The following is a 15,998-nucleotide window of genomic DNA, read 5'->3' as shown; positions in this document are numbered from 1 at the left end:
TCAATTCTCTGTTGTCAGTTGCCGGTTGTCAGGCGGGGCGGCCGGGTAGCTAGCGGGGGTGGAAGGGGAAATCTGGCCGCGAAATAAGCGCACCAACGTATCGGCGTACAGCTCGTGCTCCACGAGCAGGCCGCGGCGCTCTACTTCGGAGAGCGTATTTGCCCCCCGCAGGTCAACGGGGCGCTGGGCCAGCACGGGGCCAGTGTCGAGGCCCTCATTCACGAGGTGGACGGTGATTTTTGTTTCGGGAAGCTTGTTTTCAAACGCCCACTCATAAGCGTGCAGGCCCTGATGCAGGTGGGTATCAGCGGGATGGATATTCAGAATGCGTCCGGCGTAGGCGCGCACCAGCACTGGGGAGAGAATGCGCATATAGCCAGCTAACACCAGATAATCAAGCTCATACTCCCGCAGTAATTGTACCACCGCCGCGTCGTAATCGGCCCGCTTGCGGCCGGCTGGTGCGAGGTTAGCCGTTTGGCAGCCCAGTGCGGCGGCCGTGGCTAAGCCCGGCGCGTCAGGATTATTGCTGAACACTACGGCTACCTCCGCCAGTTCGCGTAGGGCACCCATTTGTATGGCATCTACCAGCGCCACCATGTTGGAGCCGCGCCCGGACAGCATAATGGCCAGCCGCTGCTTGCGGTTTATAGTAGCTGGCTCGCCTTCCCGGCCCAAGCCTCGTACCTGCTCAGCGCGCGTGCCCTCGGGGAGGAAGGACGGCGGCTGGTTTTCGCTGGGGGAAGGAGAGTGGCTCATTTTAGTAGGGGACTAAAATTTAGCGGCCGTCAGCTCCTGGATGGGGCGTTGGCCGATATCGGAGCGGTAGTAAACACCCTCAAAGGTAACCTTTTTGCACTCGGCATACACTTGCTGCACAGCATCTTCCAGATCGTGGCCGCGCGACACGACCGTCAGGACCCGGCCGCCGCTGGTGGCGAGTTGCCCATCGGGCTGGCGGCGCGTCGCCCCGTGAAAAATTAAGGTCTGGGGGGCAAAATTGGCCTCGGCTTCCAGACCAGCGATAGGAAAGCCGGTCGGGAAAGTGGCGGCGGGGTAGCCGCCCGAGGCCAGCACCACCCCGACAAACGTGTCGTTGCGCTGCCACACCGTAGTTTGGGCCAAGTTGCCATCTAATGTTGCCTCAATCAATTCCAGCAAACTGCTTTTCAGCGCGGGCAACAACACCTGCGCTTCGGGGTCGCCGAGGCGGGCGTTGTATTCCAGCAGCTTCGGCCCCTGCGGCGTGAGCATGATGCCGAAGTAGATAAACCCTTTGAAGTCAAAAGGCTCGGCTTGCAGACCGCGCATGGTCGGATCCACAATATCGCGGCGGATTGCGGCCAGCACGTTATCATCGGCGAAGGGCACAGGGCAGTAGGCGCCCATACCACCCGTATTAGGGCCTTTATCACCAGCCAGCAGTTGCTTATGGTCCTGCGACGGAGCCAGCAAACGGATGCGGTTGCCATCGGTGATGCCGATAATGCTGATTTCGGGGCCGCTCAGCTTTTCTTCCAGCAGAAACGAGAACCACTCGGGGTGCTGGTCCTGCAACTCGGTCAGGGCCGCGTTGGCTTCGTCCACGGAGCTGCACACGTACACGCCTTTGCCGGCAGCCAGGCCGTCGTATTTGATTACCAAATTGCCCCCTAGCTCGGCAGCTTTAGCGCGGGCAGCCTGCATCTCGTCGCTGCGAAACGTCCAGGACAAGCCTGTAGCTACGCCGTGGCGGCGCATGAACTTCTTACTCCACACCTTAGAGCTCTCCAACACTGCTCCTTGCCGAGTTGGGCCAAACACGCGGATATCGGTTTTGGCAAAATAATCTGTGACACCAGCGGCCAGCGGCGCCTCGGGCCCCACCACGATCAGCTTAATGCCGTGCTCCCGGCAGAAATTTTCCACCGCCGGAAAGTCCAGGGGGCTAATTTCGGGGTGGCTGTTGGGGATGCCGCCGTTGCCGGGCAGCACGTGCACGGTGGCGCCATCGTGGGTCAGCTTCCACGCCATGGCGTGTTCACGGGCCCCGCCGCCGAGGAGAACGATATGTTTGGAGTTGGTGCTCAAAGGTGGTTGGAGTTGTTCTGACGTTGGTTCCCGCAGAGGGTTGGCGCAGAGGTTCGCAGAGTGGTTCCGGCTTGATCTACAGCACCCGCAGCTCAGCGTCGGCGGCTTTCAGCTTGGCTTTGGTGGCTTTGATTTCGCGGCTGAGCTGCTCGCGCAGGCGGGGCAGGTTCAGGGCGCGTACTGCGGCTTGGGCGGCGTTGTCGGGGCGTACTACCGTGAGGTTGGGCGTGGCGCTGGGCATAATCACTGAGGAGTTCAGGTTAGCCAATAGTTCGGCGAAGTCCTTCCACGGCGGGCAGCTGATAACAGGCACATTCACGTTGGCGGCCAAGGCTCCACCGAGGCCGTTGGAGAGGCCGGCTACGGCGATAATCACGCCCGGCTCTACCGAGTTATTCCACACTTCGGCCATGCCCGCGATTTCCTCGCCGTTTTTGTGGGCGGAAGTCACGCGCAGCTGGGTGAAGATATTGTAGGCTTCGAAGTTCTCGCGAATTTTCAGGCAGTGCTCCTTATCAGCCGGCGAGCCCATCACGATATTGACCCAGGCATCTTTCATGATACCGTAGCGCACCAGGTTGCCCACAAGCCGGGTGCGCACGTCGCCACCGGTGGTAATTTCCTGGCCGGTAGGCAGCGGGCTGCCGGTGATGCGCTCGTAGATATCGAGGTAGCGGCGGCTGGCTTCGGCCGAAACTTCTGCGGTGAGGGCGCGCGGGTATTGGCCATCTACTTTGTTGGCAATCAGCCACTGGCGCACGTACTCCTTATCCATCTGCTCGGCCGTTTCCGGGTTGCGGGCGTAGTCTTCGGCGCTCCAGAACCGCGACGAGTCGGGCGTGTGGATTTCGTCAATCAGAATCAGCTCTCCATTCAGCAGGCCAAACTCATACTTGGTATCGACCAGGATGATGCCGCGCTCAGCCATCCAGTCGGAAGCAAAGCGGAACAACTCCAACGACTTCACCCGCATCTGCTCGTACAACTCAGCCGATACCCAGCCTTCCGCCACCAGGTTTTCGGGCGTGATTTCGCGGTCCGACTCTTCCTTGGTGGTCGGCGTCACGATGGGCTCGGGAAACTGCTGGTGCTTGGTCAGGCCATCGGTCACCGTTACGCCCGAAAACGTGCGCTGACCCTTCTGGTAGCCGCGCAGCATAGAACCGGTGATGTAGTTGCGCACAATCATCTCCACCCGAATCGGCTCGGCTTCCTTAGCCAATGTCACGTTGGGGTCGAGCAGGGCAATAACGTGGTTGGGAATGATGTGCTGCGTTTTGTCGAACCAAAAAGCAGCCAGCCCGTTCAGCACCGCGCCTTTGTGGGCCACGGGCGTTTCCAGCACCGAGTCGAACGCTGATAGCCGGTCGGTAACTACGATGAGCCGCTCGCCGGAAGGGGCGCGGTACGAGTCGCGGACTTTGCCGCGGTGGAGAAGTTCGAGTTGGGGCGTGGCGAAGTGGTTGAGGGTGTTCATGTGTGTAGTGGGTCGTGCTGCTGTTTGCCTCACCCCCCGGCCCCCTCTCCAGGGGGAGAGGGGGAGCCAGACGGCGATTAGATTTTGGAAATAGATTGGTTATGCAAGGTTTCGCTGATGCTTCGCAGGACAAGGGGAAGCTCATTTAGTACTTGATAATTTGTGAAGCGCAATAAATGGTAGCCAACTCCTTCCAATTCATAGGTCCGCCCCTCATCGTATTGAGCTTGGGCTTCTTCCGCGTGTACATCACCATCGACTTCTATAACCAGGTTGTGCTGACTGCTAAAAAAGTCTACGATAAATGATCCAATAGCATGTTGGCGCCTGAATTTCACGTTATCCAACTTTCGGTTGCGCAGCGCTTGCCAAAGCGCCTCTTCGGCAGGCGTAGGTTCCCGACGCATTTGTCCACTAAATGGCTTGAGCCGCTCATGCCATTTAGTTTTGTTCGCCGTCAATCGGGGCCGACTACCGATTGATTCGTGTGCCTCACCTGCATCAGGCACGGCATTCAGGTCGTCAGGCTCCCCCCTCTCCCCCCTGGAGAGGGGGCCGGGGGGTGAGGCAACGAGGCCACATGCTCCACAATATTCCGGAACAACCTTAACCCATCCCCTTCCTCGCTCAACTCCTTATTAACGCGCTTGCGGCGCGCCCAATCGGGATGATTATAGAGTGACAAAAACGCTTCTGGGTGCGGCATTAAGCCGAACACCTGTCCGGTGGTGTCGGTCAGGCCGGCGCAGTTTAGGTCGGCGCCGTTGGGGTTGTGCGGGTATTGGGTGACCTCGCAGCCGGTGGCGTCGCAGTAGGTGAGGCAGTTCAGGTTTTGGTCGAGGATGCTTTGGCGCGTGGCGGCGTCGGGGATGAACAGGCGGCCTTCGCCGTGGCGCACGGGTACTTCAAAGGAATTCAAGCCTTGTAAAAATGGACTCCGATTATTCGCATTCACCTTTAGCCGTACCCAACGGTCTTCGTAGCGGCCGGAGGCGTTGTGCGTCAGGGTTACTTCGGGCTGAAAACTACCCCCCAGGTTGGGCAGCAAGCCCAGCTTCACCAGCACCTGAAAGCCGTTGCAAATGCCCAGCACGAACTTGCCGCGGGCGATAAACTCGCGTAGGTCGTCGAGTAGGGTGAAGCCACCGGGCGTTTGGCGGTAGCGCAGCTTGTTGGCCAGCACCACGCCAGAGCCCAGGTCATCACCAAAGGAAAAGCCCCCCGGGAAGTTCAGGATGTCATAGTCGTGGATGCTGACTTGGCCGTGCAACACTTGGTTGAGGTGCACGATGGTCGCTTCGGCGCCAACCAAGCGGTAGGCGGCGGCCATTTCCTCCTCGCAATTGATACCGAAACCAGTCAGAATAAGCGCCTGGATGGCAGCGGGTTGATTCATGTTCTCTTTCATTTCCCCTCACCCATTACGTGTTCGCCAAAACCAATTGTCTGATTCACTGGGCCGTTGGTCCAGGTCTGGCGCAGCTCTTCCGTGTCCGCTTCTATAACGAGCTGGCCTTGGTGAGTTACAAGCAAAAAGTTGTCGTTAGTAACAACGCCTAAGTGGGTGGCTTTGGCCCCCAGCAGATGCTCAAACGCTACCACATCTTCCGGCGCTACAGTAGCCACGAAGCGGGAGTGCGATTCGGAGAACAGTTGGGCTAACAGCGGCAGCTCGCCGGTCAGTTCGATATTGGCCCCCAGGCCATCGCCAAAAGTTGCCTCAGCCAGCGCTACGGCCAGGCCACCATCGGAGAGGTCGTGGCAGGACTGAATGAGCTGCTGGTCGTTGGCTTGGCCGATGAGGGTATATAGTTCCTTGGCTTCCGCGAAGCGCACTTGCGGCACATTGGCGCCCAACTCCTTATATAGGTGGTAGAATTCGGAGCCACCGAGCTCACCGTAAGTGCGGCCCAGCAGATACACTACATCGCCCGCTTGCTTGAAGTCGCTGGTGACGGTGCGGCGCACGTCCTCGATTTTGGCCGTCATCGAATACAAGACCGTAGGCGGCACCGAAATCTTCACGCCGTCAGCTTTGAAGTCGTTTTTCATACTGTCTTTGCCGCTGGTGAGCGGAATGCAGTAGGCGGCGGTGGCGTCGCGCAGGGCTTGGCACATGTGCACCAGCTTGGCCAGTTTCTGCTTGCCGTCGGGGTTGGTGACGGGGTGAAAATCTGAGTCGGGAACGCAGAAGTTGTCATTTACCGACCAGAAAATATTGTCGCCGGGCGTGAGGTTGGGCAATTTGCCCCCCACAGCAATAATCTGGCGCACAGCCTCGTCGAAGGCGCCGGCCGACATATGGTAGGCGTCCAAATCGCCGAAGCGGGGCAGGATGCCGTTGCTCACGGCCACGCCTTCCCAGCTCTCAAAATTGAAGCGCACCACGGCGGCGTCCTGCGGGGCCTGACCGGTAGCGCCCATCAGCGGCTTGATGATGGTGCGGCCCTTCACCTCGTGGTCGTACTGGCGAATGACGGACTCGCGGGAGCAGATGTTGAGTGAGCCGAGTAGCTGGTGTAAAACGTCGGTGTAGTCGAGGCTGGAGGGCAAAACTGGCTCTTGGGCCGCTGGCTTCTGCCACTCGGCTTCCATGAGTTTGCGTGGCACGCCTTCATGCAGAAAATGCATGTTCAGTCGAGCTACTGGGGCGCTGGCAAAGCGAACATTTAGGTAGCCATCAGCGGTAAAATAGCCGATATCCGTCAACTCCACTTCCATTTCCTGACCTAGGGCCAGCACTTCAGCCAGCTTCCCAGGCTCCACCACCAGCGTAAACCGCTCTTGTGACTCGCTCACAAAAATCTCCCAGGGCCGTAGGCCAGGATACTTCAGCGGCACTTTTTCCAGGTCTACTACCGCGCCGCCACTGATACCGGCCAACTCGCCGACGGAGGAAGAAAGCCCCCCGGCGCCGTTGTCGGTGCTGCACTTGATGAGGCCGCGCCGGGTGGCAAGGATGAGGAAGTCCATCGCCAGTTTCTGAGTGATGGGCGAGCCAATCTGCACGGCCGTGGCCGGCGACGATTCGTCTAGCTCGATGCTGCTAAAGGTGGCGCCGTGGATACCGTCTTTGCCGACGCGACCACCGGCCATGATGATACGGTCGCCGTCGTCAATTTTCTTTTCCCAGGAATCGAGGCCGGCCAATTGCATGGGCATCACGGCGCCGGTGCCGCAGTACACCAGCGGCTTGCCAGCGTAGCGGTCATCGAAAATAATGCTGCCGTTTACCGTTGGCACCCCTGACTTATTGCCACCGTCCTCAATGCCTTTGCGCACACCCTCAAATATGCGGCGCGGGTGCAGTTGGTTGGTCAGCAAAGGACCGTCGTAGTCAGGATTACCGAAGCACAACACGTTGGTATTAAACAACAAACGAGCACCACCGATACCAGTAGCCAGCGGGTCGCGGTTATTGCCTAGAATGCCGGTGATGGCGCCGCCGTAAGGGTCGATGGCCGAGGGCGAATTGTGGGTTTCCACCTTCCAGACAAACAGCGACTCGTCGTTGATGCGCACGGCGCCGGCGTTGTCGGAGAACACCTTGATCAGCCAGTCGTTGCCGTTGGCGCGCAGTTGGCGGTCTACCTCGGCGGTGGCGTCTTTGATGTAGGTCTTGAATAGGGAATCAACTTGATACTCCTCACCCGTTTCCGCGTCGCGGTAGTTAATTAAAGCACTGAATTCCTTGTGCTTGCAGTGCTCCGACCAGGTTTGGGCAATGATTTCCAGCTCGCAGTCGGTGGGCGCGGCGGGCAGGCCGCTGGCTTGGCGCTGCTGCTGGGTTTCGGGCAGCTGATAATGCGCCCGTACGGCCTGCATTTCGGCCAAGTTCAGCGCGTAAAGGTTATCCTTGGATAGCTGCACCAACTCCTCGTCCGACAGATTCAGGTCGATAGCGTGCGTAGTGTTATCAACGGAGGTGCCGGGGCGGGGCGTGAAGTCGCGGATCTGGTCGGCGGGGCCTACTTCGAAGCGGTTGATGAGCTTGTTGCCCAGCAGCTCTTCGGCCAGGCGGCGCAGGTCAGCGGGGGGCAATTTTTCTTCCAGCAGATACAGACGCTTGCTGAAAATATGCTGGGTGCGCGTGTCAAGGGGCTCATTTAGAAAGTCGCCGAGCGCATTTTGGGCCGAGGTGCCTTCGTCGTCGGTTACGCCGGGGCCTTTGGCCACCAATATATACGACTGGAATTGGGGGTCGCGGCGAAACTCGTTTAGGGCCACTTCATGCAATACCGGATCCTGGAGGCATTGCTGGGCAAAATCGCGAAGTTGCTGGGCGGTGAGCGGGTAGCGCACCGAGTAAACGGCCGTGCTTTGCACCCGGCCCGTGCGCAGGCCGAGGTGGCGCCGCGCGGCTTCCGCTACGCGCTGCCCGTCGCCGTCGTGAATGCCGGGCTTGGGCAGCAGCTGAATGGAATGAAGATGATTTTCCAAAAGGAACAGGGTAGGTTTGCTATTTTTCGACTTCCCGCCACCGACTACCGGCCGCGGAAAAGCGCCCCGACAATCGGGACACCGAAAATGCCTTGCCTGCTGGCCGAAACAAGCAGGTAGGTTTAAGAAAACGCTTTCTCCGGCCGACTGCCAGGTTTTACTACCGGAATACCTGCCCGGCACAGCGGGCAATCATCGGGTGCGTGGGTAGCCGCTGTGACCGGCAGCAGTGCAAAGGTCGGAAAAGAAAGCTCTGCTTTGCCACCCGTGCGGTCAATTAAACTCGCGACACCCAAAATTTTGCCCCCCAGCCCTTCCAGAATCCGGGCTACTTCTTTGGTACTCTTGCCCGTAGTCATCACATCCTCGGCGATAATAATTCGTTCGCCGGGTTGTAGGATGAAGCCGCGACGCAGGGTCATTTGGCCCGTATCGTCGCGCTCGGTGAAGATGGCCGGCACACCTAGTTGCCGACCCAGCTCGTAGCTCACCACCACGCCGCCCATAGCCGGACCAACAACTACATCGGGCTGCAAGCCGGCTTCGCGGATGCGCTGCGCCAACTCGGCCATAGCCGGCGCGGCCAGCTCCGGGCGGCGCAAAAAGCGGGCACACTGCACGTAGGTATCGGAGTGCAGGCCCGACGAGAGGCGAAAATGTCCCCTGAGCAAAGCATCTTCCTGCACCAGTTGCTGCTCTAAAAGCGAGGCATTGAAGCGAGGTTCAGGAGGCATTTTAGTAGCAGAATCAGGCATGAGCGGCAACGGGACGGAGGTCGTTTATTTGTTGGTACAAAGTGCGGGCAGCAGCGCCGGCATCGGCCGCTTGCCAGATAGCACGTGATGCGTTGATAAGAACCCCTAGCCCATCGGCGCGCAGGCCCGCGTGCAGGGTGGCGGCTAGGTCACCGCCCTGGGCACCTACGCCGGGCACCAGAAACCACTGGGATGGGCAGCTTTCCCGCACCCGAGCTATGGCGGCGGCATCGGTGGCGCCGACGACCAGGCCAATATTGTGGTGTTGCTCGTCGAGCTCACAGGAAATGTGGGCGGCCACATCACTCACGTAGCCACCGCGAGTCAGGGCGACATCTTGCAGAGAGTGAGCGGGTTTGTTGGAAGTTTTGGCCAACACAAACACCATTTTATTGGGGCGGGCGAAGGGCACGATGGCATCGTCGCCCATGTAGGGGTTCACCGTCACGGCGTCGGCGCCGATGCGGTCATAAGCGAATTGGGCGTAGTGCTCGGCCGTGTTAGCAATGTCGCCAAACTTACCGTCGAGGATAACGGGAATATCCTTTGGAATCAGGGCTACAGTTTCGCGTAAAAGCGCAACACCGTTTTCGCGAGAGAGAAAGAACGCCAGATTCGGCTTGAAGGCGGCGGCAAACTCAGCGGTCTGCGCTATGACTTCGCGCAGGCGAGTTGCTACGAAGGCGTCGTCGCCCGTGGGGTCGAGGCCGATGCAGAGGAGGGAGTTGGCTTGCTGAACGCGGGTGGTGAGTTTGTTCATGAGGCCTGAGAAATGTGTTGCAATGGGTAAGAAAGGCTTCTTGCTTTATATCAGCGACTGAACAAGTTGGCGCGGGACACATCTTGCTCTTCACTTTGAGAGTCGTTTGCACATTCTTCGGCTAGGCGGGCGGTTAGGCCCGGCTCTAGCCATTCACCGCTGGCAATCTGCACGGCGCTAGCACCTACACGCAGGTAATCGGTGACGTGGTTGCTGGTAAAAATGCCCCCCGTACCAAAAATTGGCAGCTTGATGCGTGCATCGTGCGCCAGCTCGTACACGCAGCGCAAAGCCACCGGCCGCAGGGCCTCGCCAGACAAGCCGCCTATTACCGGCTCTGCCGTAGCGTCATCGGGCAAGTGCAGGCCTTTTAGCGTATTGCAGGCCGCCAGCCCCGCCGCGCCGCCTTCCTGCGCGCCCAGCGCCAAGCCACGAATAAGATCGGGCCAAGGCGGCAACTTCACCACTACGATGGCATCCGGGCCAAGCTCGTTGCGCACGGCCTCGGTGGCGTCGCGCACAAATTTGGGCGTAATCTCGGCGCCCTTGGCCGTATCGGAACAAGTGATGTAGACCTCGACACCCGCAATTTGTCCCCCAGCCTCGCGCTTTAAGAAGCGGGCGATTTTGCGGAAGCCCGGAATGCCCGGCGCCGTGATGCTTACCAGCACCGGCACGCCGTAGCGCAACAGATTCGGTAGATGCTCATGCACCAGAATCTCCGCGTTTTCGGTGCGCATGTTGGTGGCGTTGAGCAGGGTTTGGTCGGCTACCTGCCAGATGCCTTGCTCATACAGCCCGGGCTTGGGCTCCATGGTCACGGTGCGGGTAAAAATGGCCCCCAGTCGCTCGTAGCCCGGCCCATCCAGATGCCAGGAGGCTGCGGCCAGGCAGATAGGGTTTTGAAGTGTGAATGCGCCTAACTGCATGATATTGATTTTTATACGATAGTCCGACGATTGACCTCACCCCCTAACCCCCTCTCCTCGGGGAGAGGAGGAACTAGCTTTTAACTTTTCTAGCTCTTTTTCTAGTCTATTAGTTTCTAAAGCTAGTTCCCCCTCTCCCCGAGGAGAGGGGTTAGGGGGTGAGGTTACGCCCCAAAAGCAAAGCGCCCGGTTCATCACCGGGCGCTTTGTTTGTCAGTTAGTTAGATTACGTTGTCGCGGTTGATCAGGAAGGGAACACACTCGCGGATGTCTTCCTGGCCGAGGATGAACTGCGCTACGCGGGCCATGCCTACGCCAGCCCCGGAGTGCAGCTTCACTTCGTTCTCTTTGTGGAAGTCGAGGTACCAGTCGAAGTCCGACAGCTTCATGCCCTGACGAATCAGGCCTTCCAGCATCGAAGAAGTTTCGAGCTTGTGGCGCAGCTTAGCGGCGTCAAACTCACGCTCGGCCGAGCCGGCGCTTTCGCCCGCCAGAGGCAGCAGCAGGTCCGACGAGTTTACCACGCGTGGGTCTTCGTCGTTGTTGCGCATGTTGAAGAACTTGATGTCGGCGGGGTAGTGCGTTACGAACATCGGGCCCATCAACTCGGTCAGGCGACCTTCGTGGGGAGCTTCGAGGTCGTCGCCCCACTGTAGCTCGGGGAAGCCTTCGCCTTTCAGTACTTCTACGGCGTCGGTGTAAGTCATGCGCTTGAAGGTCAGGCTCGACAAGTCAGCGGCATTGCGACCGAATAGGGCGAGTTCCTTCTCGCAGTCCTGGGCTACCTGGCGGGAGGCGCTGGCTACGATGCCGGAGAGGTGGCCGAGCAGCTCGTCGAGGTCGCCAATGTGCTCGATTTCAAACAGGCTGAACTGCGCCAGACGGCGGCTGTCAGCCTTCATCTCCTTGCGGAAGCTCTGAATTTCGCCGTACACGCGGCCGCTTTCCACTTTCTGGGTCAGCATTTCGATGTACAACTGGTTGGACTGGGGCAGGAACATTTTTTTGCCGTCGTACCAGTCGATGGTGAACAGCGTGTCGGTGTTCTCGCAGGCACCGGTTACCCCCACGATGTGGGGCATGTTGTGGACGGCCATAAAGCCTTCCGACTCCACGTACTTGCGGGCACCGCGGAACATGGCATCCCATACTTTGATGATGGCCATGCGCTTCGGGTCAGTGCTCAGATTCACGTTGCGGGTAGCAGCGAAGGCAGCGGCTTGGGGAGCGAGGGTGAGGTTGTCTTGCATGTTGACGTGAAGATTGAAATGGTTATGAGTGGAGGGTTGAATGCACAGGATTCCCGCTGCCTGCTGACTCGGCCGGACATAAAAAAACCGCTTCGGAAACCGGAGCGGCAAACGGGGTAAAAACAGGAAAACCGGAAAAACCAACGGGAGAAAAGACCTTCCGGTCCTCTCGCAGAACGGCGCTATGGGGCGTTCTGCGCTTCATTAGATGTTGGTCTTAGTGTGGAGCACGACGCAAAAGTACTAATACTTCCCAGTACTCCAAGAGAAGGCAAATTAATTTTATGTTACCGTAATGTTACGCAATGCCCAGTCGGCGTTATTAAAAGGAGATTAGAGCGCACGAGCTACAGTTGTGCAACTGCTTGAGAAATAAATTTTTATCTATCCGTCTTCTATGCTTTTAACAATAATAGCAACATCTTATCTTTAGCTCTTTATTCTTGTTTGTTATCAGGCAGCAGAGTCGGCCTATAGGACACCTTATACTTAAAATACAATTTTTTGGTTTCAAATAAAGGTGCCAGTGTATACTATGTAGTATAATACCTAAAAAGCTGGGCCGGCACTTACCAATTAACTGTCCTTCGTCCAATCTCCGCTCAATGTTGAGCGAAGTGCATATCATAACATATTCCTAATGTTATCAGCAATGTGCAATCGGTTGGAGGCGTATCTTTACGCGCCGATCGTTTGGCTTCGCTTTTATTTTTACTCTTTGGCTATGAAAAGAATAATTGTCGCTGTCCTAGCTGGGAGTCTGTCGTTGTTCGTCGCAACTGCGCAGGCACAAACTACCCTGCCTGCCTCAATTGAATACAGCGAGGAAGTAACTGTGGAGGATGGCAACCCAGTTGCGCTGTATCAACAGGCGCTGGCGTGGGCGGAGGGCAAGTTTCCGTACACCCCCAAAACCGATTTGCAAGCCAAGAAAGAGTCGCGGGAAGTTAGCCTGACCGGTACAAGTAAGATTAAGATGGCGGCGGCCAAAGCATCAGGGCCCGAGCAAGAACACGCTGTGCGCTTCACCTTTCTGTTTCGCACCACCTCACAGGGCTATATGTACAGTGTGGGTAATTTCCGGGTGGTGCCGGATGCAAAGGAGCCCACTATTACAGTGGCACTGAATGAGTACATCCAACTACTCAGCCAAGCGCGCTCCAACGACCGTACCCGCAACGACCGGCGCGTAGCGGCCCAGACCAACGCCGTTGCCAGTGATGTAGCCTCCGCCTTTCGCTCGTACATGAACAGCCAGCCCGTGCTAAAAGACGGCGCGGTTGGCCTGCCCAACGATAATGATGAGAGATAACTCAACTTGCTTGCCATAAGCAAGCATAAAAAGCCCCCCAGCGCCCACTTGCTTCGTCCCTGTGACAAGAGCAGGCGCTGGGGGGCTTTTTTATGGCCTCGCCCAAAAACTTTATACAAAGAAAAGCGTGATTACAGTATCCCTTACCAGCAATAAATACAGTCGTCCATTTTGTGACAAATCGTAGACTGATACTCGCAATTATTAACTCCTTTAAGTCCTATGTTCGAACTGCCCCTACATATAAATTAATCTCGTGGCAAGGTGGTATTGCTAAGTTATTAGTGCCTACACTTTACACATAAAGGCATATAGCTAAAAGCAGAAAGCCGCGTTGCAGCGCGGCTTTCTATTTCCTTTCATATTCACTCGCATCTGTCTTCGCAAAAGTAATGCCTTCTTTTTTATATAAAAATTCTCAGATTATATTAACCAAAACTTAACCTCCAAAAACTACCCTCGGCCCCGAGCAGGCGGCCTACCATAGTTGCGGCCAATCATCATTTATCTTACTGGCCCGTTGTCTATTCTGGCTTCCAACGCGCTTTGTACAGATGCTGGCACGACCGACAACAGGTCGTAGCCCGTCGCTTTTTCAATGGCATCTACGGAAGTACGGTAGGCAGACCACTCGGCATTCAGGCTACTGTTATTAGGCGTATTAATGGCAATGACGCGCGTATCAGTCGTGACGCGGCTCACATCGTCGCTACCAGCCGGCAACACCACGATAACCTTCCATATGCGGCTAGGCACCGTGATTTTGCCATCCGCTATGGTAGTCTCAGCTCCAGTAGAGCCAGTGCCTCCCCTACCGTAGCTTCCACAGGTGATATACAGCTCATTGCCCTCTTCTACCAAGGTGCGACAGTAGTTTTCGAGGTCGGCCCAGGTACGCTGGTTATTATTGGGTGCCTGCGGTATTATGTTGGTCATCAGGAAAGTAGCCGAGTTGTCAGCTTCTGTGCCAGTGCGGTCAGCGGAAGGACAGTTGTGACCGCGGTCGAAGCCCGAGCCGGTGTAGCTGGCGCTGGTAGCACGAAACCAGCCAGCGGGCAGGGCATTATCGGGCGAAAAATTATCCTGACGGGAGGCGTCACCAAGCCAGGCGCTGCTCAAGTGCCAGCTTACCCAGTTCGGCGTGCCCCGGTCGCGGTGGTACGATAGGGCATACTGGGGCTTCTCCATCAGGTAATTGGTGTAAAAAGCGGGATCGGCAACCGCGCCGCTGGGATTGCCCATGGCCAGGGGATTATCGCGGACTTCGGCGGGCGCTACTGACTCGTCGGAGCAGGAAACGGCAAAAATGCTCAGCAAGCCAATACTAAGTAATCGATAGAAAATATGCTTCATCAGAAAGAGCAGTGGAGTGAGGCAGGCTACGATGATTCGACAAAGGTGCGAACACTAATTCGCCCATGTGCTACAACCAGATTGCTACGGCTTGCTTAAACGCGTTTGAGGGAGGATTCCATACGAAAGCCTTCAGAATTCTTCTTGTTGAGGTCAGCATTGAGGCGACTAAGTGACTACAGTTGTTTAGTTAAGCAAGTAGCCCGAGTGTGGTCTCCCGTATACATTTGAATCATCTGCCCTACTCTTCTCCCCGACTACCCATATGACATCTCCTGACGATTTTTCGGTTGATACCCTCATCATTGGGGCAGGACAGGCAGGATTAGCGGCAGCTTATTATCTGCAGCGCCGGGGCGCACCGTTCGTTATCTTGGATGAACGAGCCGCCGTGGGCGAGGTCTGGGCTTCGCGGTTTGAGGCCTTGCGCCTATTCTCGCCGGCCTGGGCCAGCGGCTTGCCTGGTCTGGAGTGGCCGGGGGGCAAATTACGCTACCCTACCAAAGATGAAGCCGCGGCCTACCTGAATACTTACGCCGGGCACTTTCACTTTCCCATTCATCTTTACCAACGTGTCGCCCGCGTGTCGTCCACGCCCAACGGCTACGCTGTCAACACCACCACTGGCCAGCAGTACCAGGCGCGGCGGGTAGTAGTGTGCACCGGGTCTTACAACGCGCCACGGCGGCCCGAATTTGCCCCCCAGCTTCCGCCAACAGTCGTTCAGCTGCACAGCCGCGACTACCAACAGCCGCAGCAAGTAGCGGGCACCGGGCCAGTGGCGGTAGTAGGCAGTGGCAACTCGGCCCTGCAAATCGCGGCTGACTTAGCCGCCACCAGCCGCCCCGTGTACGTCGCCTACGACGAGCGTACACCGGCCATGCCCAACAACATGCTGATGTGGGCGATGCTGACCACTACCAGACTGCTCCGGGCGTCGCGCCACTCCGTAGTAGGCGGGCACATGATGCGGCAGCCTGAGCCCGTTGTCAGCGGTGACCTGGCCAAGCTGCGCACTTACTCCAATGTCCAGTTCATCGGGCGGGCGCTGGGCGCGGAGCCGGGGGGCATTTTGCGCGGCCGCCACGCCAGCACGCCCCCGCTGGAAGCGGTGGTATGGTCCACCGGCTACGGACCCGATTTTAGCTGGATCGAAATTCCGGTTTTTGATGCTGCCGGCTACCCTGCCCACTACCGCGGCCTTACGGCCGCGCCGGGTTTGGCCTTCCTCGGCTTGCCCTGGCTCAACAGCCGGGGCTCGGCCCTTATGGGCGGCGTTGGCCCCGATGCCCGCTATGTCGTAGACCAACTGCTTGAAGCTCCGCCACAATACACAGCATCCGGGTAATTGCTGCCAGTACCCTCGATACTGGAAAAGATCAAAAAGCACATAATTATGCTGAAACCTGATGCTGTGTTCCGGGGTTCAAGAGAGTACATTTACTAACCGGTATTGTCGCGTTGGCGTGTCGACCCCGGTTTTATTCCTTTCTCGCCCTCAAACTCCCACTCGTATGTCTTTCCTTCTTTTTGTAGGGCTGCTGATTGCTACCGCGCTCATCGCCCTCAACACTCTGGATAATATCAAGGATATGTTGAAGCCCCAACCGGTTCGGGTTCCTAACCGCTAGGTAGACCTTAATTGTAAAGTT

At 57.5% G+C, this 15,998-nt stretch carries 13 protein-coding genes; 2 read left to right on the top strand and 11 right to left on the bottom strand.

Going from position 1 to position 15,998, the window contains the following annotated elements; translation table 11 throughout:
- From purN to B9A24_RS10545, 10 genes are all read right to left on the bottom strand, one after another.
- The gene (purN, locus tag B9A24_RS10590) at positions 1–759 is read right to left on the bottom strand and encodes a phosphoribosylglycinamide formyltransferase (RefSeq protein ID WP_234997191.1); all 759 of its coding nucleotides are present in this window, start codon (positions 757–759) and stop codon (positions 1–3) included.
- Positions 760–771: 12 nt separating this feature from the next.
- On the bottom strand, positions 772–2,070 hold the full coding sequence (purD, locus tag B9A24_RS10585) for a phosphoribosylamine--glycine ligase (protein ID WP_200813907.1): 1,299 nt from the start codon (positions 2,068–2,070) through the stop codon (positions 772–774).
- Between the two features lie 76 nt (positions 2,071–2,146).
- Complete coding sequence (locus B9A24_RS10580) at positions 2,147–3,547, bottom strand: phosphoribosylaminoimidazolesuccinocarboxamide synthase (protein ID WP_084445409.1); 1,401 nt, start codon at positions 3,545–3,547, stop codon at positions 2,147–2,149.
- Positions 3,548–3,624: 77 nt separating this feature from the next.
- Positions 3,625–4,056, bottom strand: coding sequence for an endonuclease domain-containing protein (locus B9A24_RS10575; RefSeq protein ID WP_234997190.1), 432 nt, complete (start codon positions 4,054–4,056; stop codon positions 3,625–3,627).
- A gap of 5 nt (positions 4,057–4,061) precedes the next feature.
- Positions 4,062–4,943, bottom strand: coding sequence for a phosphoribosylformylglycinamidine synthase subunit PurQ (locus B9A24_RS10570; RefSeq protein WP_084445499.1), 882 nt, complete (start codon positions 4,941–4,943; stop codon positions 4,062–4,064).
- An 8-nt stretch (positions 4,944–4,951) separates the two neighbouring features.
- The gene (locus tag B9A24_RS10565) at positions 4,952–7,987 is read right to left on the bottom strand and encodes a phosphoribosylformylglycinamidine synthase subunit PurL (RefSeq protein ID WP_084445405.1); all 3,036 of its coding nucleotides are present in this window, start codon (positions 7,985–7,987) and stop codon (positions 4,952–4,954) included.
- A gap of 122 nt (positions 7,988–8,109) precedes the next feature.
- Positions 8,110–8,721 carry an orotate phosphoribosyltransferase gene (gene pyrE, locus B9A24_RS10560; RefSeq protein ID WP_084445497.1) on the bottom strand — a complete coding sequence of 204 codons (612 nt, stop codon included), beginning with the start codon at positions 8,719–8,721 and terminating at the stop codon, positions 8,110–8,112.
- A 13-nt stretch (positions 8,722–8,734) separates the two neighbouring features.
- Entirely contained in the window at positions 8,735–9,502 is a 768-nt protein-coding gene (gene pyrF, locus B9A24_RS10555; protein ID WP_084445403.1) for an orotidine-5'-phosphate decarboxylase, read from the bottom strand.
- 50 nt (positions 9,503–9,552) lie between these two features.
- A complete protein-coding gene (locus B9A24_RS10550; RefSeq protein ID WP_084445401.1) occupies positions 9,553–10,431 on the bottom strand; it encodes a dihydroorotate dehydrogenase in 879 nt (292 codons plus the stop codon).
- Between the two features lie 221 nt (positions 10,432–10,652).
- Positions 10,653–11,681 (bottom strand): amino acid--tRNA ligase-related protein, encoded by a 1,029-nt coding sequence (locus B9A24_RS10545; RefSeq protein WP_084445398.1) that lies wholly within the window; start codon positions 11,679–11,681, stop codon positions 10,653–10,655.
- Between the two features lie 724 nt (positions 11,682–12,405).
- Here B9A24_RS10545 and B9A24_RS10540 point away from each other — a divergent pair.
- Positions 12,406–12,993: a DUF4468 domain-containing protein gene (locus B9A24_RS10540; RefSeq protein ID WP_159452023.1), complete on the top strand. Its 588-nt coding sequence runs from the start codon at positions 12,406–12,408 to the stop codon at positions 12,991–12,993.
- A 504-nt stretch (positions 12,994–13,497) separates the two neighbouring features.
- Here B9A24_RS10540 and B9A24_RS10535 read toward each other — a convergent pair.
- The gene (locus B9A24_RS10535) at positions 13,498–14,346 is read right to left on the bottom strand and encodes a DNA/RNA non-specific endonuclease (protein ID WP_084445394.1); all 849 of its coding nucleotides are present in this window, start codon (positions 14,344–14,346) and stop codon (positions 13,498–13,500) included.
- Positions 14,347–14,611: 265 nt separating this feature from the next.
- On the opposite strand from B9A24_RS10535, the gene B9A24_RS10530 reads away from it, so the two are divergent.
- Entirely contained in the window at positions 14,612–15,694 is a 1,083-nt protein-coding gene (locus B9A24_RS10530) for a flavin-containing monooxygenase (protein WP_084445392.1), read from the top strand.
- Positions 15,695–15,998: the final 304 nt, after the last annotated feature.

This window comes from Hymenobacter roseosalivarius DSM 11622 (genome assembly GCF_900176135.1).
In the GTDB taxonomy this organism is placed as follows: domain Bacteria; phylum Bacteroidota; class Bacteroidia; order Cytophagales; family Hymenobacteraceae; genus Hymenobacter; species Hymenobacter roseosalivarius.
Note: the sequence above shows the minus strand (reverse complement) of the source record. Positions and strands in the feature narration are given on the sequence as shown.